The organism is Roseibium hamelinense (assembly GCF_007830545.1).
In the GTDB taxonomy this organism is placed as follows: Bacteria; Pseudomonadota; Alphaproteobacteria; order Rhizobiales; family Stappiaceae; genus Roseibium; species Roseibium hamelinense.
Genome location: NZ_VLLF01000001.1, coordinates 190,771 through 215,920 on the forward strand (window position 1 = coordinate 190,771; position 25,150 = coordinate 215,920).

The 25,150-nt window shown below is 57.2% G+C and carries 24 protein-coding genes and 1 pseudogene; 14 read left to right on the plus strand and 11 right to left on the minus strand.

The annotated features are described in order from the left end of the window. The first annotated feature begins 149 nt into the window (after window positions 1–149). From JM93_RS00930 to JM93_RS00970, 9 genes and pseudogenes are all read left to right on the plus strand, one after another. Window positions 150–920, plus strand: coding sequence for an SDR family oxidoreductase (locus JM93_RS00930; protein WP_145340181.1), 771 nt, complete (start codon window positions 150–152; stop codon window positions 918–920). A 31-nt stretch (window positions 921–951) separates the two neighbouring features. Beyond that, on the plus strand, window positions 952–1,833 hold the full coding sequence (locus JM93_RS00935; protein WP_145340182.1) for a VOC family protein: 882 nt from the start codon (window positions 952–954) through the stop codon (window positions 1,831–1,833). A 119-nt stretch (window positions 1,834–1,952) separates the two neighbouring features. Next, window positions 1,953–3,428 (plus strand): FAD-binding oxidoreductase, encoded by a 1,476-nt coding sequence (locus JM93_RS00940; protein ID WP_170230460.1) that lies wholly within the window; start codon window positions 1,953–1,955, stop codon window positions 3,426–3,428. Beyond that, window positions 3,403–3,660: pseudogene (locus JM93_RS22365) on the plus strand (acyltransferase family protein); the annotation flags it as partial. The gene JM93_RS00940 and the pseudogene JM93_RS22365, both read left to right, overlap by 26 nt. 20 nt (window positions 3,661–3,680) lie before the next feature. Then, window positions 3,681–4,529, plus strand: a complete 849-nt coding sequence (locus JM93_RS00950) for an acyltransferase family protein (protein ID WP_244300734.1) — start codon at window positions 3,681–3,683, stop codon at window positions 4,527–4,529. Between the two features lie 2 nt (window positions 4,530–4,531). Then, window positions 4,532–5,722: a sedoheptulose 7-phosphate cyclase gene (locus JM93_RS00955; protein WP_145340186.1), complete on the plus strand. Its 1,191-nt coding sequence runs from the start codon at window positions 4,532–4,534 to the stop codon at window positions 5,720–5,722. Further along, a complete protein-coding gene (locus JM93_RS00960) occupies window positions 5,719–6,441 on the plus strand; it encodes a cupin domain-containing protein (RefSeq protein ID WP_145340187.1) in 723 nt (240 codons plus the stop codon). Before JM93_RS00955 ends, JM93_RS00960 begins: the two co-directional genes overlap by 4 nt. Next, the gene (locus JM93_RS00965; RefSeq protein ID WP_145340188.1) at window positions 6,438–6,794 is read left to right on the plus strand and encodes a hypothetical protein; all 357 of its coding nucleotides are present in this window, start codon (window positions 6,438–6,440) and stop codon (window positions 6,792–6,794) included. Before JM93_RS00960 ends, JM93_RS00965 begins: the two co-directional genes overlap by 4 nt. Then, window positions 6,784–7,947: an MFS transporter gene (locus JM93_RS00970; protein ID WP_170230462.1), complete on the plus strand. Its 1,164-nt coding sequence runs from the start codon at window positions 6,784–6,786 to the stop codon at window positions 7,945–7,947. The genes JM93_RS00965 and JM93_RS00970 overlap by 11 nt, the downstream gene beginning before the upstream one ends. A gap of 280 nt (window positions 7,948–8,227) precedes the next feature. On the opposite strand, the gene JM93_RS00975 is transcribed toward JM93_RS00970, so the two are convergent. Genes JM93_RS00975 through JM93_RS01010 form a run of 8 tightly spaced genes read right to left on the minus strand, consistent with a single transcriptional unit; the run spans window position 8,228 to window position 15,785 of the window. After that, window positions 8,228–8,674 carry a hypothetical protein gene (locus JM93_RS00975; RefSeq protein WP_145340190.1) on the minus strand — a complete coding sequence of 149 codons (447 nt, stop codon included), beginning with the start codon at window positions 8,672–8,674 and terminating at the stop codon, window positions 8,228–8,230. A gap of 2 nt (window positions 8,675–8,676) precedes the next feature. Continuing rightward, on the minus strand, window positions 8,677–9,600 hold the full coding sequence (locus tag JM93_RS00980; RefSeq protein ID WP_208994850.1) for a DMT family transporter: 924 nt from the start codon (window positions 9,598–9,600) through the stop codon (window positions 8,677–8,679). Between the two features lie 28 nt (window positions 9,601–9,628). Continuing rightward, complete coding sequence (locus JM93_RS00985) at window positions 9,629–10,669, minus strand: TauD/TfdA family dioxygenase (protein ID WP_145340192.1); 1,041 nt, start codon at window positions 10,667–10,669, stop codon at window positions 9,629–9,631. 27 nt (window positions 10,670–10,696) lie between these two features. Next, entirely contained in the window at window positions 10,697–12,079 is a 1,383-nt protein-coding gene (locus JM93_RS00990; protein WP_145340194.1) for a methylaspartate mutase, read from the minus strand. 30 nt (window positions 12,080–12,109) lie between these two features. Further along, the gene (locus JM93_RS00995) at window positions 12,110–13,177 is read right to left on the minus strand and encodes an amino acid kinase family protein (RefSeq protein WP_145340196.1); all 1,068 of its coding nucleotides are present in this window, start codon (window positions 13,175–13,177) and stop codon (window positions 12,110–12,112) included. Between the two features lies 1 nt (window position 13,178). Then, window positions 13,179–14,216 carry an aspartate-semialdehyde dehydrogenase gene (locus JM93_RS01000; protein ID WP_145340198.1) on the minus strand — a complete coding sequence of 346 codons (1,038 nt, stop codon included), beginning with the start codon at window positions 14,214–14,216 and terminating at the stop codon, window positions 13,179–13,181. Between the two features lie 2 nt (window positions 14,217–14,218). After that, entirely contained in the window at window positions 14,219–14,755 is a 537-nt protein-coding gene (locus JM93_RS01005) for a cobalamin-dependent protein (protein ID WP_208994851.1), read from the minus strand. Window positions 14,756–14,792: 37 nt separating this feature from the next. Then, window positions 14,793–15,785 (minus strand): type 2 periplasmic-binding domain-containing protein, encoded by a 993-nt coding sequence (locus JM93_RS01010; RefSeq protein WP_145340200.1) that lies wholly within the window; start codon window positions 15,783–15,785, stop codon window positions 14,793–14,795. A gap of 490 nt (window positions 15,786–16,275) precedes the next feature. Between JM93_RS01010 and JM93_RS01015 the strand changes: the two genes are divergently transcribed. Next, window positions 16,276–17,223 (plus strand): LysR substrate-binding domain-containing protein, encoded by a 948-nt coding sequence (locus JM93_RS01015; protein WP_170230463.1) that lies wholly within the window; start codon window positions 16,276–16,278, stop codon window positions 17,221–17,223. A gap of 38 nt (window positions 17,224–17,261) precedes the next feature. On the opposite strand, the gene JM93_RS01020 is transcribed toward JM93_RS01015, so the two are convergent. Next, window positions 17,262–18,476: a GGDEF domain-containing protein gene (locus JM93_RS01020; protein WP_145340204.1), complete on the minus strand. Its 1,215-nt coding sequence runs from the start codon at window positions 18,474–18,476 to the stop codon at window positions 17,262–17,264. A 332-nt stretch (window positions 18,477–18,808) separates the two neighbouring features. Between JM93_RS01020 and rplM the strand changes: the two genes are divergently transcribed. The 3 genes from rplM to JM93_RS01035 all read left to right on the plus strand — a co-directional run bounded on the left by rplM (window position 18,809) and on the right by JM93_RS01035 (window position 20,159). Then, window positions 18,809–19,279 carry a 50S ribosomal protein L13 gene (gene rplM / locus JM93_RS01025; protein WP_145340206.1) on the plus strand — a complete coding sequence of 157 codons (471 nt, stop codon included), beginning with the start codon at window positions 18,809–18,811 and terminating at the stop codon, window positions 19,277–19,279. Further along, window positions 19,279–19,755 (plus strand): 30S ribosomal protein S9, encoded by a 477-nt coding sequence (gene rpsI / locus JM93_RS01030; RefSeq protein ID WP_145340208.1) that lies wholly within the window; start codon window positions 19,279–19,281, stop codon window positions 19,753–19,755. Before rplM ends, rpsI begins: the two co-directional genes overlap by 1 nt. Before the next feature lie 83 nt (window positions 19,756–19,838). Further along, on the plus strand, window positions 19,839–20,159 hold the full coding sequence (locus JM93_RS01035) for a VOC family protein (protein ID WP_145340210.1): 321 nt from the start codon (window positions 19,839–19,841) through the stop codon (window positions 20,157–20,159). Window positions 20,160–20,222: 63 nt separating this feature from the next. Here the strand turns inward: JM93_RS01035 and cueO are convergent, their stop codons facing one another. After that, window positions 20,223–21,797 (minus strand): multicopper oxidase CueO, encoded by a 1,575-nt coding sequence (cueO, locus tag JM93_RS01040; RefSeq protein WP_244300735.1) that lies wholly within the window; start codon window positions 21,795–21,797, stop codon window positions 20,223–20,225. A gap of 297 nt (window positions 21,798–22,094) precedes the next feature. Here cueO and JM93_RS01045 point away from each other — a divergent pair, with 297 nt between their 5' ends. Further along, window positions 22,095–23,492 (plus strand): MATE family efflux transporter, encoded by a 1,398-nt coding sequence (locus JM93_RS01045; RefSeq protein WP_145340212.1) that lies wholly within the window; start codon window positions 22,095–22,097, stop codon window positions 23,490–23,492. Window positions 23,493–23,520: 28 nt separating this feature from the next. On the opposite strand, the gene guaD is transcribed toward JM93_RS01045, so the two are convergent. Beyond that, window positions 23,521–24,831 carry a guanine deaminase gene (guaD, locus tag JM93_RS01050; RefSeq protein WP_145340214.1) on the minus strand — a complete coding sequence of 437 codons (1,311 nt, stop codon included), beginning with the start codon at window positions 24,829–24,831 and terminating at the stop codon, window positions 23,521–23,523. Between the last annotated feature and the right edge of the window lie 319 nt (window positions 24,832–25,150).

A 25,150-nucleotide genomic window follows, 5' to 3' on the forward strand; every position in this document is an offset into this window, starting at 1 on the left:
CAATTATGAGTATTATAAATGTGCATTGCACCAAAAAGTATTGAAGCGCCCTGTGAAAAAAAACGATGCGACTGCCCAGATTTAACTTGTAATGATCGCTACATGCATGCTATCCGTGTAACGAACGCTACATGATTAGGAGTTTTGAAATGACCCAAGCCAATTCTGACCGGATCATCGTGATCACGGGCGCGAGCCGAGGCATCGGAAATTCGATTGCCACCCGCCTCGCGGAAGATGGTTTTGTGACCGCTCTGCACTATGGAACGAGCGCGACAGAGGCCGAGAAAACTGCTGAAGAAATCAAGGCGCAGGGCGGAAGGGCATTTGTCTTTCAGGCTGATTTGTCAGAGAAAAACCCGGCGGCCACTTTCTGGGCTGCGTACAAAAAGGCTGCGGAGGGGGCCGCGCCCGGCTGCAAGTTGTTCGGGATCGTCAACAATGCGGGGGTGACCCTGCGTGGCAGCATTGAGGAGTTTGAGGAAGAGGACTATCTCATCCAGCAAGCTGTCAACATGAACGCGCCATACTTCATTGTGAAGGATGCCCTGCCTGAGCTGGAAGACGGCGGGCGGATCATCAACATTTCCTCCGGCGTGACCCGCATAGCCTTCCCCGAGATCATTGCGTATGCCATGACCAAGGGCGCAATCGATACGTTCACCTTCACATTGGCAAAGCATCTGGGCCCGCGTGGCATAACAGTGAACGCGGTCGCTCCAGGTGTTGTCGATACGGACATCAACGCATCATGGCTTCGCGGAAATCAGGATGCGATTGACTATGTTTCCGCAAGCTCCGCACTTGGACGGGTTGGGCAGCCCGATGACATTGCAAGTGTTGTCTCTTTCCTTGCGTCCAACGACGGACGTTGGGTGACAGGGCAGGTGCTCGACGCGACAGGCGGAACGCAACTCTAGATTTGGCCACATCGATCCAGGAACACAACACATGTCTCCCATGCTGACTGCTGGGATCGACCATGTCGGTCTCACTGTGCCTGATCTCGACCAAGCGGTTGCCACCGTGCAGGGGCTGCTGGATGGGGGCTTGTGTTACATCGAAGGCCCAATTCAAGAGCCTGAACCTGGGTGGATGGCAAAAAAGCTTGGCGCTACCCGCGCGACTTCCTTGCGGGTCGCCGCAATGAATGTGGGGGGCGCTAATCTCGAGCTGTTCGAATACCGCGTCAAAAATGGCAGTCGCGAATGCCGTGCGGCTGGCCGCGAGAATGGCTTTGCATTGCTCATCGAAAGTCCGGACATGGCCAAGCTGAGTGCCCGGCTAGCCGAAGTGCCTCACAAATCCTGGAAATGGGGCGGGGGAGATGTGCTTGTCAAAACCGCTAGCGGGTTGCGCTTGCTCATTCGAAAAGCGGCGGAGGACCGACTGACACCCATGGTGTTCCTGGGAACGGGCGAGTTCGAGGTGCTTGTTCCCGACTTCCTAACGCTGTTTGAAATGAAAGAGGTCAGACGGATCACGGCCCTTGGGGCCGTTGGGGTGGTGTTGCGCGGGCACGCCGGCGCGAATTTGGCAGTGTTGAAAGCAAATCAGGATCCGGTTCGGCCAGCAAACAGTGAACCCGGCGGTCATCATGTTGCGTTTCACGCCGACGATGTCGATGCCGCTGCATCCAGACTTTCAAAAGCAGGATACCGGCCGTTTGGAGAGCCGGAAACAATCGCTGACGGACCCATCGCCGGAGACCGTTGGGTGTACCTTGGTTCACCGACCGGTCTGCAACTCGAACTCATCCACATGCCTGATGGGAATCTTCCTTACGAAGCGGCAGCGGGGGCTTGCCGCTCACCAATCAGAAAAGGAATGTGACAGTGATACGGACCTCAAGACGGGGCTTCTTGGGTGCTGCCAGTGCGGTAGCGGTCGGTGGCTTATCTTTAAGGCCTTCAGTGGCCGGTTCTGGGAGCCGTCCCAGCGAACCCTACAGGGTGATAACGGACCTCTCGGAACAATATGACGACTTGCGGCAGGGAACAAACCTGCGCTGGAAGGGCAGCCCAAAGCGGATTGCATTCCCGAAAAACGCCGAAGATGTTGCACACGAAGTTGCTCTCATTCGCGATACTGGCCTCGTTCCAGCCGTGCGAAGTGGCGGACATTGCTACGAAGACTTCGTATCCAACGGCAGAGTGACGGCGATCATCGACACGTCCGCGATGAATCAGGTCTCGTGGGACCCGAACATGAAGGCCTTTGAAGTGGGGGCCGGAGCCCAGCTTGGTGCGGTTTATCAGCTGCTCTACAAACAATGGGGCGTTTACGTTCCAGCCGGAAATTGCCCGACCGTTGCCGCCGGCGGCCATATCGCTGGAGGCGGCTATGGCAGCATGAATCGCCGTGATGGTCTCGTCGTCGATCATCTCCATGCCGTCGAGGTGGTCCATATGCGCGCAGATGGTTCAGTTGCCATTTCCCGCGGGACCCGGGATCCAAACGATCCGCACCACGACTTGTGGTGGGCCTATACCGGTGGCGGGGGAGGCAACTTCGGTATTGCGACCCGGTATTGGTTGCGTTCTCCGCAAGCCATTGGCGATGCTCCGGAGACCGCCTTGCCACGTCCGCCGCGCCATGTGTGGATCAGTACCGTTTCCTGGAACTGGGACACTTTGGATGAAGCAGCGTTCAAGCGATTGATGACCAATCATGCCAAATGGCATGAAAAGCACAGCGCCCCCGACGCTCCCGAGACCGCGTTGTTTTCGCAACTCAAGACCTGGCACCGGACAAATGGTGCGGTCACCATGGACACCATCGTTGATGACGCAGCGCAAGATGCGGCCGGAATGCTTGCGCGTTATGTCCAGGCCGTCTCGGACGGGGTCGGTGCCCCAGCTATTCTGCAAGAGCGGCGGGTTCCCTGGATGCAGGCGACACAATGGGCCGGTTTCACGGGGCCAGACCCGACCCGGCGGTTTGACGGAAAGTCGGCCTATCTCAAACGGGCATGGACCGATGAAATGTTGAGCGCGGCATATGCCGGGCTGACGGATCCCAGGATGACCAATCCAGTCGCGCTTTTGATGATTGCCTCCTATGGCGGTGCGGTCAACAGCATCGCACCCGAAGACACCGCCGTGGCGCAGCGTGACTCCATCATAAAGTTTCAGGTCGTTTCGATTTGGGATGATCCTGAAAAAGACGCTGAAAACATAGCGTGGACGCGAAATACCTATGCCGGAATGTTTGCATCTTCCGGTGGTGTCCCTGTGCCCAACGGCACTGTGGACGGAGCATTTATAAATTACTGCGATACGGACCTCGACGACCCAAGATTCAACCGGTCCGAACTCTCTTCTTTTGATCTCTATTACAAACAGAATTTTTCACGGCTGCAAAAGGTCCGCAACACATATGACCCAAAGGAGTTTTTCCGCCATGGCCAAAGTATTCCACTCACCTGATACGGGGGGGCGTGCTGTCAAACCCGCACAGCGCCTCGACACCCTGACCGGATTGCGCGGGTATGCGGCGCTTCTTGTTGTCGCGTTTCATATCAGCTTGAACCGGTTTTTTGCGGGGGATGCCGGATTTGTTGAGCCGGGGAAATTCCTGCTGTCCAATGCAGGCTGGTTCGGCGTTACCTTCTTTTTCGTTCTGTCCGGGTTTGTCTTAACTTGGTCACTTCGGGAAGACGACACGCCGGGACGGTTCATGTGGCGCCGGATGGCGTTGCTTTGGCAATTGCCGGTCTTGGCGCCACCCAGGTCTGGGAAGCGGTGGCAAACCTGTTCTTGCTTCATGCCTGGATCCCGCGTGATACGGCGTTTTTTAGCATCAACAATCCGAGCTGGTCTTTGTCGGCGGAAATGTTTTTCTACGCCATGTTCCCGTTTGCCATTCCGTTGGTAAACCGGCTCCGCAAAACAGCAGTCCTGCCAGTCATGCTGGGGTTGGTGGCCGTCATCCTGTCGATGCCGCTGCTCGCGGGGATGTTGCCGTCCGGCGAGGTGTTTGGGTCAAATCATGCCCAGTCTCCGCTGCTGGGTGCTTCCATTCTCCAGGTTTGGTCTGTTTATGCATTCCCGCCGGTCCGGTTGTTGGAGTTTGTCGCCGGGATGCTGGCGGCACGGGCGGTACGTGAGGCCCTTTTGCCCCACCTGCCGATATGGCTCGGACTTGCGGCCGTCGCACTTTCCTATGCGGGCAGTTTGTTTGTGCCGCTGTTGTGGCAAGTCGATGCGATATTCGTCCTGCCGGTGCTGGTGCTGATTGTTGCAGCAGCTCAAACGGCTTCGCGGCCAGCGCTGCTGGCATCCCCCTTGGCTGTCCGGATGGGCGAGATCTCCTTCGCTCTGTACCTCGTGCATGACATCATTTTAGGTGTCGGCAGAAACTGGCTCGGACCGGTGCAGCTTACTCCTACCGGCGCAGTTGTTTTTATTGCCGGTCTATTCGCCGTTAGCCTCGTCGCCGCCTTGGCGCTGTGGCGATACGTCGAAGTTCCTTCAAACAATTACCTTCGTTCCCTTTCTTTTTCCCAACCTCGCAAATTGGAGGCCTGATTATGACTATTGCCGAAAACTGGACTGTTAAGTCCCAACAGGATGTCGCTTACAGCGTTGAAATTGTTAAAGATGTTCTTGATGTCTCCAATCTTGCACTCGTGGATGGGGAAAGCGGAGCTCGCCGTCTTATCGTCACGGACAATAGGGTCAATGATCTTTATGGCGACCGCATCAGGGCCTATGCGCAGACCAATATGGCCGAACATCGTCTTCTTGTGTTGCCGGACGGTGAGTTGAACAAGAACTGGCAGGCGGTCGAGACGGTTCTGGAGGCCATCGACAATTTCAAACTCGATCGGCGCCGCGAGCCGGTGATCGCGATTGGAGGCGGCGTGTTGACCGACGTCGTCGGGTTTGCGTGCAGCATCTATCGCCGCAATACACCTTTCGTGCGGGTTCCCACGACTTTGATGGGGATTGTTGATGCGGGCGTCGGCATCAAGACAGGTGCGAACTTCAAGACCGGAAAAAACAAGATCGGCACATATTTTCCAGCTGTCGGAAATCTGTTGGACATGTCGTTCCTTGGCACCTTGGACAAGCGGCATATCTCAAACGGTCTGGCGGAGATCCTGAAGATCGCGCTGATCAAGGACGAGCGCCTTTTTTCCTTGCTTGAAGAGCATGGGGAGACCGTTCTGGCTTCGCATTTCCAGGAGGGAACGGACTATGAGATCGAAATTATTGCCCGGTCCATTGCCGGCATGCTGGAAGAGCTGGAGCCCAATCTGTGGGAACACAAGCTGGAACGCCTGGTAGATTATGGCCACACCTTTAGCCCGAACATTGAAATGAAGGCGCTTCCGGAACTCTTGCATGGTGAGGCAGTGAATGTTGACATGGCGTTGACCACCGCGATCGGTCTGCACAGGGGGCTCGTCAACCGCGACCAGGCCGAGACCATTTTCGGGGTTATGCATCAAATGGGTCTGCCTGTGTCTCACCCCGTGGCGGATCAAAGACTGCTTTTGCAAGCCTTGGCAGATACCACCCGTCATAGGGACGGCAAGCAAAGGCTTCCCTTGCCGGTCGGGATCGGCAATGCGGTCTTCGTCAATGATCTGACTGAGGCAGACATTTCCGCTGGCTTGAAGCTGGTTGCCGTACTTGGCGCAAAGGCTGCAAGTGCCATTGCACCCCAGGTTGCTGGCAGTGAAGCCGCGCCGGTTGCTTCGGAAGAACCGGTATGACCCCGGCACCTTGTCTGGTGCCTCCTCCCCGGACCCCAAGAGGCCATGCAACCGTAATCGGAGTGCACGGCTCGGAAGGGGCAACAGGGTGGAAGGCCTTCTATACGCGGCGTGACCTAACGTCGCCAACAGAAGCGGTGGAATGGGCAACCCTTCCACCGGGGGCTGTGAGCGGGGAGCACCGGCACACCCGGACAGAGGAAATCTATCTGATCCTGGACGGGGAAGGCGAATACGCGTTGAACGGCATTCGTCACCCGGTGCGCGCGGGAACCCTCGCACTGACACCCCCTGACAACACGCATGGACTGGAGAACACCGGAAACGGTGTTCTCAACTGGTGGGTTATCGAGACGCTGACACCCCGTACCCAAGAGGTATTGGCCGGTGCGTCTCCGTCCGGGAGCAATTCAATGCCTGCGCATATTTTTGACTTAACCAAAACGCCGAACATCGATGCAACGCGCATCTTCTCAGGTCCTTTGACGAGTGTGAACCGCGCTGTTCTGAAACAGGGCGACCAGTCATTTTTCGGTGATGGGACGCATGAAATTGCCGTCTTTTTGAACCGGGGGAAAGCCAACATCGCTTTTCCGGGTTTCGATGGTCCGCTTGAGGGACCGGCGTGTTTTCTGGTGCCAGCGGGAGGCGAGGCCGCCGTCGGTGCGCTCAGCGAAGCCGAACTCTATTCGGTTCATTTGAGGGTGCCGCAGCAATGATCTTCAAAACAGTCGATCAAGATGACTATTGGACATGCCTTATACGGCGCGGAATGCTGCACAGTGACGCTGAATCCGTTGAACACTGGACCCTTGAAGGGGGGCGGGAACTTGAGTTTCCGGAAGGACATGGGGTCGATGAGACAATCATCGTGCTGTCTGGGCGCTTCCAGCTGGAGAGCGCAGTTCTCGAACCTGGCAGCGCTGTGTTTTTGGGAGAAGTGGACGGTTCCGTGTCACTCCGCTCCTTGCAGTCCGGCGCACTCCTAAGCGTTCGTGTTTTGAGCCAAAGGGCAATCTCGTCTTTGCCGGCGCGCGTCCCCGAACTCCCGGTGCATGAACGTGCCCTCTAGCTTTCGGCCGGCGGCGGTTGCCGAGCAATTGGCGCTGCCGTCCGCCATCTTTTTTGCCGTTACGGTTGAGATGGCACCTGCCGGGTCTGTTCACCATATTGCCGAAGGCTTCGGGGCGAGCGTGCCGGAGGCGGCCATGGGCTCGGCCTTTTACGCTGTTGCAACCGCCTTGCTCGCCTTGCCAATGGCGTTTATTTTGCGCCGGTCCAATCTCAGGCGCGCATTCATGGCAGCGTCATTTGCCTTCACACTCATGGCTCTTGCGTCAGCATTTGCGCCCGACATCCTTATCTACACCGGTTTTCGGGTTGCAAACGGCCTGGTTCATGCCGCGTTTTTTCCCCTTGCGCTCGCGTTGGCTGCCCGTTCGGCACGTGCGCAGCCGGAGCGTGCCGTAGCGAAAGCCCTGATGGGGAACGCGCTTGCCCTTGCGCTTGGAATTCCGGCCGGAGAGGCGATGGCGGAGCTTGCCTCCTGGCGGTTGCCTATGGCCGTTGCGGCCGTTGGCGTGGTGTGTTCTGCCGCTTTTGCACCCGCTGTTCCCGTCGGGGCATTTTCAACAGACAAAAGCGAGCCGCGATTCTCCTTGAGTGGTGGCCTTGTTTGTGTCGGAACACTGTTTGCCTTGATCATCACCGGGCATTTTGCATTTTACGCCTATTTCGCCCCGCTGGTTGATGTATCGAGCCGGCCGGTTGCCTTGTTTCTTGCGCTTTACGGAGCCAGCGTTGTGCTGGCAACAATGGTTTCGGGGTACCTTGCTGCCCGTGCACGGCTGGAAAGGGCCTGCGCGATTGTGTGTGTTGAAGCAGCTGTCTTGATCGCATCGGGCCTTGCCGGAGGAGAGCTGTCATTCTTCCTGCTGGCGATCGGTGCCGGTTTTTGCTTCGGTTTGCTGCCAACACTGGTTCAAACAGAATTGCTGGAGATTGAGGGCGGGAACGGAACGCTTGCATCTGGAATAGCCGTTGTGGCTTTCAACTCCGGCATCGCAGCCGGCACGTTTGCAGGCGGGATGGTGGAGCCTTTGTCCATGCAATACCCGCCGGTCCTGGGCGGCGTTTTTCTTCTGGCGGCTGCCTTTGGATTGAGTGTCCTGGTTTTCAGCAGCGTGACGCACTCAAGTGTCTTCAGCCGGTCTTCGGGCGAGTAATTTTTGCAGATCTGTCGGACAAGAGTTCCGCACATTGCTTTAGGGCTCGCCCTTCAATTCCTGATGTGCCCGCGATAGTGACTGCCATAGCAGCGCTGGAGTGGGCTTCGGCCGTTTGGACGGTGCCATGCAGTGCTGACCGTTTCCGTTTTATGGCGCCCGCAGTGCCCGGTTGCGCGAACCATTCGGAAGTCAAAGGGCAGTGGTGCCGATTGGCGTTCTCGGTCCGGGCCAAGAGGCAAGAGGCGGGCCTTTCGGAAAGCCCGCATTGCAAAAATGGTCAGGTCAAGGCGTGAAAGATGAAAGGTGCAACCGCATAAAACGCGGTGCGGCGTAAATCCGTGTCGAGCCAGATGGGGGACTGGGTTGCCGGTGCTGTTGCCAATTGACCAATTATGAGCGGCGCGCCCTTGGCGCCGCATTCCCCGTAAAACGCCTTGATTGCCAACCATTGGGGTATTGTCACGCGATCCGGCGGCATCAAGGTGACAATGGGTTTTGGCTCTAGGCCGGCTCGCGAGCTCTGATCGAGCGGTGCCGTCTTCCCGCAAAACAAACCGGCATATGGCGGTTTTTCGATCTGGCTTGCGAAGGCTGCAATGTACCACCGGCGGTGTTTCAAACCCGAAAAGACCGCGAGGCGGTCCAGTGCACCTTCAGGTGAACGGAAAGTGTCGCCGGAGAAAGCAGCGCTTTCCCCGACGACCAGTGCATTGCCGCACGGCACGTTTATTTCGCTTCCTTTGCAGGGGCGGGCGGAACCACCCGGCCTGGCAGGATTGGCAGGTTCTGATTGACCGCGAAGCTGCCAAACATGATCAGGCCGATGCCGGCGAATTGTGCCAAGGTAAGAGACTGGTCATAGAAGATGTAGTCCACTCCGATGGCAACAACCGGATAGATGAACGACATCACTGCAATCAAAGGCGTAGGAAGCTTTTGAAACGCTGAGTACATCAGGATGTACATCAGGCAAGTGTGGACGCCGCCAAGGATCAGAAGATATCCCCATTCGACATTGGTGACCGCTTCCAGAGATCCGAAGCTTGCGAGCGGGAACAGCATGACGATGCCGATCGAGACCTGAATCAAGGCAATCAGGTGCGGCCGGATCCCTTTGAGCTGTTTTGTGATCATGGTGGCAATCGCGTAGAGAACAGCAGCGGTCAGAGCCAGCAGCAATCCCAGAACATAGTCCGATGACAGCGAGAATGACGCCAGATCGGTGTTGCTGACCAGAACCACCCCGATAAAGGCAACAGTGACCCAGACGACCTTGTTGCCCGGAATTGCCTCGCGAAGCACGACAGCGCCGATCAGCAGAAGGAAAAACGGCTGCGTATGATAAACTGCGGTCGCGACTGAAATCGATGCCATCGAGTAGGAACTGAACAGAAACACCCAGTTGGCGACAATAGCAACGCCGCCCAAAGCCGTCATGAGAAGGGTGGTGCGGGTCAGCCCGGTATCCGTAAAGAACCCCCGGGCAAAACAGTACAAACCGAGGAAGATGGCGCCGAACAGGCAGCGGAAGAACACGACGTTAAAAGCATCCTGTCCGGATTCAACGACAAAATATCCAAGTGTGCCGGAAAGGAACATGGCAGCGGCCATCTCCAGTGTTCCCCGGGTCCGTTCGTTCAACATAGACATAACAAGGTCCTATCAAATGGTTTGAGTGTTAGGCGTAGACATTCCAGCGGTCGGTCTTTCGATGGCGCATCGGCCAGGTGTCGCGGCGAACATTTGCCCGCAAAAGCCAGCGTTCTTCGGGACCAAAGGTCGGTGTGAAATTCGAACGCGCGTGCATGCCCTTGCGGTTATTGATCAACAAGGCCTGACCGGAGCCGATCCGGACGGAGACGTGGTGCTCCGGTCTTCCACAGAACGCGAGAAGACGCTCCAGGGCAGCAGATGCGCGTTTGTTGGTGCCGCGCGTTCCGTTGGCCGCAACCGAAATTTCCGGAAAGTCCTCCGGCCCGGAAATGATTGCGCCCAGCCGCGACCAGATCTTTTCGCCGTTGTTGAGAAGCATCGTGAAGTTGGAGGGGGCGGCCAATTCGAACTGTGGCTTTCGGAGCTCGGCAATGTCGCTGTCGTCCAAAAGCGCGCAGAGCGTTTTGGCGTCAATGTACATGGTTTCCGCTTCACCGAACTTGTCCGGACGATGGCCGTAGAGAACGAGAAAATCGGCGTTATAGGTATGGAACCAGCCACTTTCGTCGTAAACACAATCGTTGTGGAAGTTCAAAAAGGTCTTGGAGCCGCGGTTGGATTGGGTCATCTCAGCGCCTTGGGCCGGGATGAGATTGTGCAGGATATCTCCGTCTTTTTCGGTGGTGTATCCAATCGGTTCGCCAATCAACTTCCCAAGCCCGTAGGTCATCGCCTCGCCGACAAACGCACGGCCCGTCAAAGCAGACGGATCGTCCAATGGTGTCGGCGGAAGGTCGCGATCGGTCGGCAGGTTGTCGATCAGCATCACGGCCGGACTGTCCGGCGCGGTTGCGAAATCATGGATTTGCATCAATGCGCCGGTGCCGATCGTCGACAGGCTGCGCCGGACCTGGGCGGCAAAGCTGCGCGGATCCTTGAAGGGATCGGTCAGGCCCTGAAGATCCCGGTACATGGCATCCCGCGTTTCATCATCAAGGATGAGCCGGCCAAGCTCGGTCCGCGGCACCTGGAAAGGAGCCTCGTGAGAGCGAAAGACAGTGTTCATTGCTATTCCTCCGTTTTCTAGTCTGAGTCAGGTGTGGTCGTGCAGTTCGGGGGCGACGTCCTTCGCGAAGTACAGGATGTCGTCACGCAGCTTGTGGAAGTCGCTGGTGCCCGCGCTTGCCGTTTTGCGTTCGAGCTGGCGGATGTGACGGGCTTTTGTGGCGTGCGAAAAGGGCAGGGCTCCGGGCCGTAAGATGCGTATCGCGCCGTCTCTGTCGCGGGCCGGGAGCACGTCCGACCGGGCGTACATGCTGGCTGAGAACGGCACGTCCAGCGTCCCCTTTTCAAAGGCGGCGCAGATGGCGGCGATCGGATCGCTTTGGGCAAGGATCGGCGAGATCAGCTCGGCAACCTCGGTTTCGATCCAGGCCTGCTCCTCAGAAACGCGCCCCTCGTCAATCGGAATGCTGTCGAACCCCCGGCCATTGAACAGCTGCGACAGCTGAATGCCCTTGGCATTAACCTTCGGCACCGGCACGCCGAGCGCTTCTTCAGAGGTCTTGTTGATCATCTTGGTTGCCCCGCCCATTTTTGCCGTCAGGGCGCCAAGTGCGATCAGGGAATTGGCAGGCAGGGGACGCTCCGGAAATGCACCCATGAACTGATGCAGCACCGGAAAGACATCGACACCTTCGGGCAGATAACGCTCGCCCAGGCTCTTGATCGCCCGAAGTGCAGCCACATCCTGGGCAACGTGACCACCCTGGCAGTAGGCGATCGAAAGACACCGGACCCCCTCGCGGGCGGCCAGGAATGCTTCGAGGAGGGACATTGCTATTGAGATGCCCGGCGGGATGAGGACAGCGGTCAGTGTGCCGAAGAACTCCCGGTCAACCGAGACGCCGGAAGCCCCAAGCTCGCCCGCGAAAGCATCCACCTCCTGCCAGTAGTGTAGTGATGAATCGAGCGGAACTTTTTTGCAGTAAGGGATGTTGTAGCCGATCCCTCCGCCTTCATAGGACGTGATCCCGGAGGCGATCGCTGCGGCAAACAGGAGCCGTCCGTCCGGGGATCCATGGCGCACCTCAATCGGTGTAGAGACCGCTTTGTTCAATGCGCGGGTCTTTTCCCAGCCATGGGACAAAAGCGGATAGCCATTCAGGTTTTGCGGGGCGGTTTCAACCACCCTGTCGAGGACTTCAAAACGCAACAGGCGTGTATGAGCATCGATTGTCAGAGACAGGATGTCCGGGTCTGAATTTGTCTCCAGATATCTAAGCAGTTCAGTCATCTCTGTGGGGCAACCGACCCCGCAGCGCGGCTGAACAAGGACCCGGCCGGTTCTTTGTGCATTTGCCAGAAGACTATGGACACTTGGCTTCGCATCGGCCTTGATCGCAGCGATGGTCTCCTTGAGGCACGGCGGGTTTTGTCCCCGTTTTGCGGCAAAGCGCTTGTAGGTATCGAACATCGTGTTGCACCTTTCCTGTTGGTTCGGCGGTCAGCAAAACGCTTGCGCAAGGACGGTGTGCCGGGATCTGGCAACGACCTCGAGAGCATCCGGAGACGGGCAAAGCGTCCTTTCAATCTCGCCATCAACGAGGAGCGTGAGGATCTTTTGATCCGTGCGACTGAAGGAGATTCGGGCTTCTTGAAGGATCCTGTCCGGGTCTGAAAAACCGCAGGTCACGACAACCGGCGCGCCGGTTTCTTCCGCAAGATCGATGACCGGAAGGTTGTTGGAACCTAGGACTTCAAGCGCAGAGCTGCGGGTGTCGGCGTCCGGAAAAACAAACACCTTTGACTTCTGGTCGGGAATGACCGCCCGCGCTTTTCCAGTTGGTCCAACTGTGGTGCCGGTATTGAACGGCGGCCGGTTGAGGCGCAATTCGAGTGGCACACCATGGTTCCGGGCAACTTCGATAGCGCGGTGGTGGAGAACCTTTGCCCCGGAAATCGACATCGCGATCGCATCTTCATAGCTGATTTCTTCGAGCAGCTGTGCGTCGGGGTAGGTGTTGGGATCTGCCGAGAAAACGCCCGGAACGTCGGAGCAAATCGTGCAAGCTTCGGCGTTCAAGTATGCGGCCAGCAGGATTGCACTGACATCCGAAGAGTTCTTACCAAGCCAAGTCAGGTCGCCTGACAGGCTGCGCGCCTGCCCCCCGGGAACGACAACGATTTTACCCTCGGCCAGCGTCTGCCGCACGCGGCTCATGTCGATGTTTTTGGGCGTCGCATTGCAAAACACAGAATCTGTTTCAATACCCAGCAGGTCTGCCGGCATCACCCGGCATGGCGCATTGACCGCATCGAAGGCCGCAGCCAGCAAATAGGCCCCCACAGTGTCGGCACGGGGCAACAGGCCGCCTGTGGTTTGCTCCTTGGGTTTGGGGTTGACGTCGGTGAGGAGCTTGCGCCAGCTCTCTGTGAGGTTGGGCGGTGCCGATACGACCACCACCATGTCCTTTCCGCGGGCCTGTGCGTTCATAACGTACGCCGCAACGCGGTGGAAACCTTCCGGGTCCGCAAAGCTGGATCCGCCAAACTTTATGACTGTCGGGGCCATGTCACTGCACCTGCATGTTGGTGACCGCTTCTGCGATCTGGATGGCGTTCAGAGCGGCGCCGATGCGAATGTTGTCGGCAATCAGCCAGAGCCAGAGCCCGCATGGATCGTCCGGATTGATGCGGATGCGGCCGACATGAACCTGGTTCGGATCCGAGAGAAAACGCGGTGTCGGATAGGTGACCTTGCCAGGTCCGTCGTCGTAAACGAGGATGTCCTCGAGCGAGCGGAGCAGGCTAACAACCTGTTCGCGGCCGACTGGCGTTTCGAAACGGATGTAGGCTGTTTCAGAATGAGCGTTGATGACCGGAACGCGCACACATGTTGCAGTCAGTGCAAAGTCCGGCAGTCCCATGATCTTCCGGCTTTCCTGAAGCATTTTTTGCTCTTCAAGGGTAAAGCCGGTGTCCAATGGCCGGTCGATATTGGGAATAAGATTGAAACCGAGGGGATCGCTGAACTTCACATTGTCTGTGTCGGCGCTGGTCTGATCGCTGAGCACACGGTCTGCGGACTTTCGCAGCTCGTCTATGCCGGACAGACCGGCGCCGGAGGCTGCCTGGTAGGTGGAGACCACAACCGAAGAGATCGGCGTATGGTCATGCAGCGGGCGCAAAAGGCGCACCAGCGGGATGGTCGAGCAGTTGGGATTTGAAATGATGCCAGAATCCGGGCGCTGGCGAACGACTTCCGCGTTGACCTGCGGGACCACAAGCGGGACATCATCGTCCATGCGGAAGGCATTGGTGTTGTCGATGACAAGCGCCCCTTGAGCGGCCGCCCGCCGTGCATGACGTTCTGAAACACTTCCGCCGGCTGAAAAGAACGCCAAATCAGTGTTGGCAAAGTTGAAACCCTCCAGGTCCTCGACCTGTCTTTCTTTTCCGCGCACGACCTGTTTGCGGCCTGCGCTGCGGGAAGAGGCAAGCAGCGCAACGTCATTCACGGGAAAGTCGCGTTCATCCAAAAGCGAGATGAGGGTTTGTCCAACGGCGCCTGTCGCGCCCACTATGGCAATGTTTGGGTGGTTGGTATTCATGACTAAAAAGTTCCCTGTTGAGCGGTTTGGACCGGCAATTGCGGCACGGAAGCGCTGGCCCCGGATGCAAGCTGTTTGAGCTTGATCAGCAGTTTTTCGGGGTCGTTGACGATTTCATTCACGCCGTCGCTGAGCAGCTGATCGACTTCGCGGCTTGTTTTCCGTGAGCCGACAGAGAGGTTTCCGCCAAGAAAAACCGGGCACCGCACCTGATAGTCGCGCTTTGCGATGCCAAGTCCGGCAAGATCGTCCGCTGCATGGCCGTTCAAGGAGCCGATGATGATGGCAATGACATCCGGATGCTTTTGATGAGCATCCATGATCTCCTCAATTGGTGTTGCCGCGCCCAGGTTGACGACCTCAAAGCCGTTGTCGCGCAGAAACATCGCGATCATGTGGTTGCCGACAACATGCGCATCGCTTGCCGCAACGCAGAGAATGACCTTTGGCCGGATGTCTTCACGGAGCGGCGGTTCAAATCCGTGGCCAATTGGGGGAAATTGCGGCGCCATGGGCGCCGGGGACTGCGTCAAGGACATGTGGTGAATCCTGTAATTGATGATTGAAATGAGGCGCTTAAAACGGCGCCGGGTGAAAAATCCCACCGTCGGCCGATGGAGCGTTCAGCCCTCGCGGCAGCTTTAGGTCTGAAAAACGACCCAGGTTCCTGTCGAAAATTTCTTGGTAGTTTCCGGTCGATTGCAGCATTGCGCGCAGCCGCTGCGCGGCCATTGGATCTCTTGGCCACAAGGGGAGGCCGGCTGCCAAAAAAGCGTCTTGGCGGGCGGTGCACGCAGTGTCAGTCACGCGGTCCGCCGTGACACCGAGCTCGGTGGCCCGGACAAGAGCGGCAAAGGTCCATTCGACGAGCCGGGCGAAAATTGGATCCTCAACAGGGACAACCGGCCCCATCAGCTCGCGCGAGATGCGTTCGTCCAAAATGACGAGTTGTTGTGGGTCCTCCAAGTCGGAGAGCACGCCTGCCAGACCAATGGCATCAAACACGACAGCGTCAACGTCTCCCGAGACAAGCGCGGATACCGCGTCTGCAAGGGTTTCAAATGGACGGATTGTTGCAGGACGCCCGCTTCGGTAGGCGTCGATATTGCCGGCCGAAGTGGTCCCACCCTGAACAGCGATGACCAGGTCTTGCCAAGTCGAGAATGTCTTTTCGGCATTATGCCGCTGTGTCAGAACCGCTTCACCGTCAACAAGGGTAACGACCGGAAAGGTGACCGCGTTCTGAAGCTCTCGAGAAAGCGTCTTACTGGCATTGTAAAGGCCGATGTCGATGGATTCTGCGGCGAGGGCACTGAAGCGTTCATCCGGATTGACGATCTCAAAGGCAACCGGCCTGTGATCTGCGAAGATGACAGCTGACAATGCGCGGCCGAAGTCGGCGTCCATCCCTTTGCAACCGTCATCCGTATGGACCGAAAGTCCTTTGATACCGGCACTTGTTCCGGCTTTCAGCATGCCGCGATGGTGGATTCGCGTCAGCGCAGGAGAGGCAGACAAAGCGGCCGGCAGGACCGTTGAAGGGGTCATGGGGGGCGAAACATGCGTCATCGGATCTACCACTCGCGTTCAGTGCTGAATTTCACGATTCAGTTGTAGACTTAAGCGTGTAGTGATCGCTATTTAGAAAAGCTAATCCTACCTAAGGGCAGTAGAATAATTCCGGAAAAACAACGCGCTAATTCTTCGAAGGGGCTGTCGAATTCGAGGAGAGCGCCGGTTGGTCTGATTGTCACTTGCCGAACGGATGGGCTGATATGGGGCGTGTCGCAGAGTTTTTTGCGTTAGCCCGGCCTTGAGATTTGGTTGTTGAAAGAGCGCACCTGTAATTGGAATTCCGCATCGTGATCCTCGGCTCCATCGTTGAAAAACTGAAGCGCCGGTCGAAGTCTGAAAATTGCTCTCAAAACGGGAGAAATCAGCCCGTCAGTGAAAGTTGCGACAGGCCCGATGGGAAAGGTCCGTGTTTCAGGGATCGGATCTTGTAAACGATCAAAAGATGTGCATGTTCAAATATGCAACCTATTTAGTGATTTGTATTTTGAGCAACCTACCCCCTTTGAATGCGCTGCGGAGTTTTTGCGCAGTCGGCCAGAAAAAATCCATTGCAGGAGCTGCTGCGGAGCTCAGTGTTTCGCCATCAGCTGTCAGTCAGCAGATCAAGACGCTGGAAGCCTGGATAGGCGTGCAGCTTTTACAGCGCCGGAATTCCAGCGTCGAGCTCACGGAAAAAGGCGCGTCCTACTATGCCAGCGTTTGGCAGGCTCTTTCCTTGATTGAGGATGCAACGCAAAACTTGAGGGGAGCGGAAAACTCGGCGCAACTCACCATTTCAGTTCTGCCGTCTTTCGCGTCTCTCTGGCTGGTCCCGCGGCTTGGAAAATTCACCTCAATGCATGCGGGAATTGATGTGTCTGTGCTGACATCCAACAGTCTGGTGGATTTTAGCAGCGACAATATCGACGTGGGCGTCCGCTATGGCATGGGTGGTTATGACGGGCTGACATGCCGCAAGTTGATGCCGGAATATGTGAACGTGGTTTGCACGCCGGCTGCACTCTACCGGTACATCAAGACTTACGGCTCTATCGAGAATATGAGCGGTTTGTCAGAAGTGCCTTTCATTGACGATGTGGGGCCGAAAGTGACCTTTAAACAGAGCGCAAAGGACTGGATGTCCGAAAGGGGGCTTGACCCAAACGGCATTTCCTATGCGTTCCGGTTCACTGACAGCCACATAGCGATTGAGAACATGATCTCTCAAAACATGTTCATGCTCGCGCGTTTGTCCCTGGTTGAAGGGCGGATGAAAACGGGGGAGGTGATCGCGCCATTTGGGCCCTGGACCGTAGAAAAAGCAGGGTACTATTTGGTGTCCCCCGAACATATGGTCTTGCGTCCGGCAGCTAAGGTGTTCGTCAGTTGGCTGACCAAGGAGTGCGAGGTCTGGGAAAAACGAGCCGAAACGCTCAGGGACTGGCAGGGCTGAGTTGTCGGGCCGGACCTAACGATCGTGCTGGGGAATTTTCAGGCTGACTTGTCTTCGGGTTTCCGGTCGAAAAGGTTTTGAAGATGGTCTGAGTATTCGACGACCTGGCCCCGCCCATTCTTTTTGGCTTGATAGACGGCAAGGTCGGCTTTGTGCAGGGCAGTGCGTTCCGTGTCCTGCGAGGTTGCAACATACGCTCCGACACTGAGGCTTGGCACATACGAATTGCCCTGATGCGTGCAAGGGGTGCGGGCGTTTTCGATCAAACGGCGGTAGACTTTGCGCAATTCATCCAGATCGACACCGGGGCACAAAAGAACAAACTCGTCGCCTCCGTACCGACCGACAATGTCCGTCGGGGCCCTTGTGCTGGATTGCAATATCCCTGCGACATGCTGCAGCAGCTTGTCGCCGCATTGATGGCCGTATTGGTCGTTGACCTGCTTGAAATAGTCGACGTCGACAAACAAAATGCCAAGACCCGCGCCGCTATTCCTTTGAGAAAAGATCGTCTCCAGCATGTCAGCAATGGAGTTGCGGTCTAAGGTGCCGGTGAGCTGATCGTAGCGCGTCAGCTCCAACAGTTCCCGGTCCTTGCGCATGAGCTGGCGCGTGCGGTGAACATAGGCGATCGCGGGAAAAAGCAGAACGAGGACGGTCCCGGTTATAAGATACCAGCTGATGCGTTGAAACGTGTCTTCCAGCGCCTCCTTCAGGGTGCTGACATCCACGTAGACTTCCATTGCGCCAATGCGCTCTCCGTTCGGAAGCCGGGCAGGGATATAAACCTCGACGTAGTTTTCAATGTCCGCTTGCCGGCTTTCGTCATCGTCCTCATGTTCGTGGAAGAAGACCAGTGTTTGACCACTGTCAAATGCCGACTTGGCCGTTGAATTGAAAACGTCCGAGGGTTCCAGAATGCCGGCATCGGACAAGAACGTCTGCATGCCGTTGCGGTCAAAAATCTCGAACCGGATGACATCCACCAAAGCGAATGAGTCCTCAATTCGGTTGACCTGATCCGGCGTCGTGATGCCCTGTTCCACAAGGCGGCGGAAATCATCTGCGGAATCAAAGAAACTGTTGGCCCAACGGGTGGCTCTGGTTTCGGCATTTTGCTTGATGGAGACTTCTACCTGCCAGTCGATCAGGCGGTCCAGCGCGGCCACGACTCCGCCCCAAAGCAAGGAGCCGGCGAGCACCGAAATCAGCAATGGATTGCGCCGAATGACTGAAAGGACAGGTGGCCGCATGCGCAGGGTCCGGATTCAAGGGTTTCATCCAGCTTGGCTCAAATTGCTTGACCAAAGCCTAAACCGGCCATTGGTCCGCGGGTGCCGTGGTAGATTTGGCATGGGGCAGAACGGTTTTCCTTGAAAAAGAACAGGAGAATATGTGGTATCTCTATACCGTTTTTATATCTTACTGAATTTACTGTATTTTCTAGAGTGATGTTGTCTTGTTTGTGCTTGACGACGGTTTTGTAACGCCGTATACACCCCCACGAACGAATTCAGGTCCGTTGGCTGGCATGACCGTGCCGGGCGGGCCTTTCTCTTTAACCGATCAATAGTGGATCAGTCACATGAAGACCTTCTCTGCCAAGCCGGCTGAGGTCGAGAAAAAGTGGATCTTGATCGACGCAGAAGGCATGGTTGTCGGCCGTTTGGCGGCTTACATCGCAAACCACCTGCGCGGCAAGCATCTGCCGACCTACACGCCCCATGTTGATTGCGGCGACAATGTTATCGTGATCAATGCCGACAAGGTGAGGTTCACGGGCCGCAAGTACGATAACAAAAAGTACTACTGGCACACCGGTCACCCGGGCGGCATCAAGGAGCGTACGGCGCGCGGCATTCTGGAAGGCCGTTTCCCGGAGCGCGTTCTCGAAAAAGCTGTTCAGCGCATGATGCCGGGCGGTCCGCTGTCCAACAAGCAGCTGAAAAATCTTAAGGTTTATGCAGGTGCGACCCACCCGCATGAGGCACAGTCGCCTGAACTGGTTGACGTGAAGAGCCTCAACGCGAAAAACGATGGCATGAGGGCTGAATAATGGCTGAGCTGCAATCCCTGGAAGACCTGGGCGGCGCGGTCGATACCGCAGCCCCTGAAGCACCGGTCCACGTTCAGAAGCTGGACGCGAATGGCCGTGCATACGCCACTGGCAAGCGGAAAGACGCGATTGCACGCGTCTGGATCAAGCCGGGCACAGGCAAGATCATCGTCAACAAAAAGGACTACACCGAGTATTTCGCTCGCCCGGTCCTGCAGATGATCCTGCGGCAGCCGGTCATGCTGACCGAACGCGATGGCCAGTATGACATTATCGCAACCGTCACAGGTGGCGGTCTGTCCGGTCAGGCCGGTGCGGTCCGTCACGGCCTGTCCAAGGCGCTGACACACTATGAGCCGGAACTGCGTGGCGTTCTGAAGAAGAATGGCTTCCTGACCCGCGACAGCCGCGTTGTCGAGCGTAAGAAGTTCGGTAAGCGCAAGGCCCGCCGGTCGTTCCAGTTCTCCAAGCGTTAATCGCCTGGAACTTGTCTTTTTCGAAACCCGCCGGAGCCATCCGGCGGGTTTTTTGTTTGATTTACCCGTTTCCAGAGGCCGCCATGAAATTTAATCACATCGGAATTCCGACCGAAAAGCGGTTTGAGGGTGAGGTTTATATTCCGCACTTGAAGATGACTGTGAGCGACCACAAGGCCAGTCCCTTTGGCATCCAATGGATGCGCTTTGACGCAGATGCGGACTATCCGGATCTGGTCAAAACCGTGCCTCATGCGGCATTCGAGGTCGATGATCTTTCAGCCGCGCTGAAGGGACAGACTGTCATCATCGCCCCCAACAGCCCGTCAGCCGGGCTCACCGTTGCCTTCATCGAATCCGCCGGCGCGCCGGTTGAATTGATGCAGTACGATACAAAGGCATGAAAGCCCTCCCGCAGCGTTTCTTGCTGCGGGACGCTCTGCTGCCAAGGCATGCAAGCGGCGGGTTTATGATACCGTAAACGCAGCCATCATCCCGGAATCTTCGTGTTCCAGGATATGGCAATGGGCCATGTAGGGTTTCTCGGCAGTGGCCGGATGTTTGAAGCGGACTTGCACCTCCACTGTGCCGCCCTGCGAGATCGCGGCCGTGTCCTTCCAGCCCTGCATATACTCCGGTGCTGGGTCACCGTTGACTGTGACCACCCGGTATTGGCAGCCGTGGACATGAACCGGGTGCAACATCTTGTCGGTGCCTTCGGAAAACACCATGCGCAGGTCCGTGTCTATGGGCAGGTCAAAATTGACCTTGTTCAACGCAAAGGACACACCGTTGATGTTGTTGGCCGACAGCTGAGCTTCCTGCGTGAGGTCGGGGCCTTCCAGGATCACCTGTTCAACGGCCTTTGCGATCTCCGGATCCGTTGAACCGCCGGCCCGCATCTTTGGAAGGCCGGCCTTCATGAAAAGCCCCATGCCTTCCGCATCAAGGTTCATGCCGAACTTCAGGTCTTGAGTTTGCAGGTCTTGAGAGCTGCTGAGTGGTGGAAGTGTTGCCAGGGCATCTGGCATGGTGCCCTCCGTCTCGGCACCATCTGGAGAGAAGGTCATCACCGGCAGAGTCTGGTCGAATGGCGGCAGGTTCATCGCCATTTGCATAACAGGACTGGTCACAAGATCGAACGCGCTGCCGTCTCGTGCATCGACCAGGATCTCATATCGCTCGCCCGCATGAAGCGGCAGGCTGTTCATGCGCACTGGCTGGGCGAGTAGCCCGCCGTCACTCGCGATGACATAGAACGGCCGATCGTCGGAAAACGCCAGCTGATAGCTGCGGGCATTGGAGCCGTTGAGCAGCCTCAGGCGCAACCAGCCCTTTGCAGTTGAAGCAACCGGATTGATGGCGCCATTCACCAGCACGGTGTCACCGACATAACCGACAGTGACGGCGGCCAAATTGAACCTGTGAAAGAATGAGCCGTCCGGGTTGAACCGCCGATCTTGAATGATGATTGGAATGTCATCAACACCCCAGGTGGAGGGCAATGGCAAACGGTCGGTATCGTCGTCTTCGATAATGAACAGACCGGCGAGGCCTTTCAAAACCAGTTCGGCGGTACTTGGGTAGTAGTGCGGGTGAAACCAGCAGGTGGCAGCGGGCTGATCAATGGTCAGGCTCGGTTTCCAGGTTGCGCCGGGCGCTATGGCCTCCGCCGGACCGCCATCATCATCGCCGGGAATTTCGAGGCCATGCCAATGCATGGTGACCGGTTCCGCCAGCGTGTTGCGCACATCCATATTAACGGTGTCGCCGCGTCTCACACGCAGGGCGGGGCCAAGGTAGGGACCGTTGATGCCGTATGTCGGTGTCGCAACGCCAGGCAGGAAATTCATCGTGCTGGCCTGGGCGCTGAGCTTGATTGTGCCGGCCGGATCCGCCCTCATTTCCGCTGGGATTGGCAGGGCAGGCCGATCGCTCGCCAGTGCGAGACGTGGGCTTATGCCTGCCATGAGCGCAGCGCTTGCGCTGCCTGCAAGAAAGAGCCGGCGGCTGACACAAAAATCAAAATCCTGTCCGGCCACGGTAGGCCTCCCGATGTTGTCTGCCCGTCGCTGCGGCGTTGCAAAAAAATAATGACGCCACACGGTTCCAGGCAACAGTGCCACAGCCGAAGGCGACTGCCGAGTGAACATTTTGTAAGGCATTGAATGACGTGCGGATCATTGAGCCCAGTTGACATCGTTTCAGCTTGCCGCCTTGCGCAGACCGCAGCAGGCGCGCGAGGAGCATTGCCATGAAAACACGTTGGCAAATTCAGCCGGTCCGTGTCATGAGATGCGCTCAAACATGCGCCCGCTGCCGACACGCCAGGACCTTTGATGGATCAACCGAAATTCTTGACCGGCAGCCTCTTCCGCCATGTCACGGTGATGTCGCTGACGTCCTCGGTCGGCCTTATGGCCGTGTTTGCGGTCGATTTCATCGACATGATCTTCATCTCCATGCTGGGCAAGGCCGAGCTTGCCGCAGCAGTCGGCTATGCCGGGGCAATCCTGTTCTTCACCACCTCCTTCAACATCGGGGTTGCAATTGCCGCCGGGGCTTTGGTCGCGCGCGCTTTGGGCGCAGGCGATAAGGAGCTCGCGCGCCAGCGCGCCTCCAATGCCTTGCTGGCCGGGGTTATTTTTGCGTCGGTGTTCGCATTTCTGGTCTGGGAGTTTCTTGACCCGCTGGTGTCTCTGATCGGGGCGACCGGGCCGACCCATGACTTGGCGGTCGATTATCTTGCGATCATTATCCCGACACTGCCGTTCCTGTTGCTCGGCATGGCCGGCGGAGCTGTGCTCAGAGCGCATGGCGATGCCAAGCGCGCGATGATGGCAACTGTTGTCGGCGGGCTTGTCAATGCGGTGCTGGATCCGATTCTGATCTTCGGCCTTGATCTGGAACTGACCGGCGCAGCAATTGCCAGCGCGGCTTCCCGGGTCGCAATCGCCGTGTTTGCGCTTGGGCCGATCTTCCGCCATCACGGCGGGTTGGCGTGGCCACACCCTGGGGCGTTCTTGACGGATCTGTCACCGATTGCCGCGATTTCCTGCCCCGCCATTCTGACCCAGCTGGCAACCCCTGTCGGCCAAGCGTTTGTGACCCGTTCTATGGCAGAATACGGTGAGGAGGCGGTGGCCGGAATGGCGATTGTGGCACGGATGACGCCTGTAGCCTTCGGGACTATTTTCGCCTTGTCCGGGGCGGTCGGCCCCATTGTCGGCCAGAACTATGGCGCCGGAAAATTCGACCGGGTGCGTCAGACGCAGAAGGATGCGCTGTTGTTCACCGGCCTGTTCGTGGTCTGCGTGTCCGTGCTCCTGTTCGTCCTGCGCGGGCCAATTGCTGCGCTGTTCGAAGCGGATGGGGTTGCGCTCACGCTGATCCATTTGTTCTGCGGTCCGTTGGCTCTGGCGTTTTTTTTCAACGGCGCGCTTTTTGTCTCCAATGCCTGTTTCAACAATCTGGGGCGGCCGTTTTATTCAACCTGGCTGAACTGGGGAAGGCATACGCTTGGCACGATCCCGTTCGTTCTGCTGGGCGGCGCATTTTTTGGCGCCCCAGGGGTGCTTGTTGGCCAGGCCGTCGGCGGCATTCTGTTTGGTGTCGCTTCGGTGTTTTTGGTGCGCTGGGTCATCAACGACGTGCAGGCGCGCGGCGTTGCCGGCAAGGGACCCGGCATTTTCCAGCGCCAGGCCCGGCAGGTGATCCTGTTCTTCAACCGCCGCTGATTTTCGGGCGTTGCGCCCGCTGCAGCGCTCAAACTGTCGTTTTAGATGGTATTCCGGCAATATAGGTCTCGACAATGCACCGGTCGTCGCCCAGGGTCTGCAGGAGAAAAAGCTCTTCAGACAGGCTTTTGACCGTTTCCATGCGCAGTGCCATCGGTTGGGTGGCAGCGCCATTCAGGACGATGATGTCAGCGTCGGTTCCCTCATCGAGCGTTCCGATCTTGTCTGACAGGCCCAGCGCTTTGGAATTGCCAAGTGTTGCCCAGTAAAACGCGGTGAGGGGGTGCATGCGCTGGCGTTGGAGTTGCAGGATCTTGTAGCCCTCATCAAGGGTGCGCAGCATCGAATAGCTGGTGCCGCCACCGATATCGGTTGCGACCGCTGTGCGGATACCCGCATTTTCCACGCTCTTTTTGTCAAACAAACCGCTGCCCAGAAACAGGTTTGAAGTCGGACAGAATACGGCAACAGAATCTGTTTCCGCCATAAGATCATGTTCGTGCGGGGTCAGGTGAATGCAGTGGCCGAACAGGCTTTTTGGGCCGAGCAGGCCATATTTTTCATAGACGCCGAGATAGTGGTCGGCCTCTGGATAGAGCTCGCGTGTGAAGGCGATTTCGTTATGGTTCTCGGACAAGTGGGTTTGCAGATGGCAGTCCGGATGTTCTTTTAAAAGTGTTCCGGCCGCTTCAAGCTGCTCCGGGGTCGAGGTGATCGCAAAGCGCGGCGTGATGGTGTAGTGCGCTCGGCCATTGCCGTGCCATTTGGCGATCAGCGCCTTGCTGTCGTCATAGCCTAACTGAGCAGTATCGCACAGGGCTTCCGGTGCGTTGCGGTCCATCATGGTCTTGCCGCCGAGCATCAGCATGCCACGCCGTGCAGCTTCCTCGAAATAGGCATCCACTGAATTGGGTTGACTGGAACAGTATGCCACGGCGGTGGTCGTGCCGTTGGAGATCAAGGCATCATAAAACCCCTTGGCGATGTGATCGCCATGTGCCTTGTCATGGAAGCGGGTTTCTTCGGGAAAGGTGTAATCGTTCAGCCAGTCGAGCAACTGATCGGCCCAGGAGCCGATGACTTGTGCCTGCGGAAAATGCAGATGCGTGTCGATGAACCCGGCGCAGATCAAATGCGGCCGATGATCGACGGTAACCGTGCCCTCGGGAAGCGACTTGGCCAGCTCGGCATAGGAGCCGGTTGCCGTGATTTTGCCGTTTTGGACGAGGACGGCGCCATCCTGTTCGAACCGGTAGGCATGGGTGTCTTCTGGCGCTTTCGGTTCGCTTGAAAACGTCAGCACGCGTCCGCGCAGCAGCTTTGCCTTGTTGTTCCCCACGGCTTCACATCCCTTATCATTGTTTTTCGATGCCCGTACTCAGGCAAACCTTTGCCTTGTAGTCTTTTAGGGGGGCACAAACAATCCTTGTCTCAGGCTTGGGCTGCGCGATCTGGGGATGGGAGCGAGATTTCGATCGTCGCGTGCGATATTCCGTGGGGTGTTTTCATTCGGTCGCGGATGGATGTGACCACTTGGTCGGCACCGTTTGCGCTCACTTCTGGCGTGTGGTCATGCGCATGTCCTGAATGTGCGTGACCTGTGTGGTCTTGGTTGGATTTCGCATCAGCCGGTTCGTGATCTGCCATATTCGAGATGC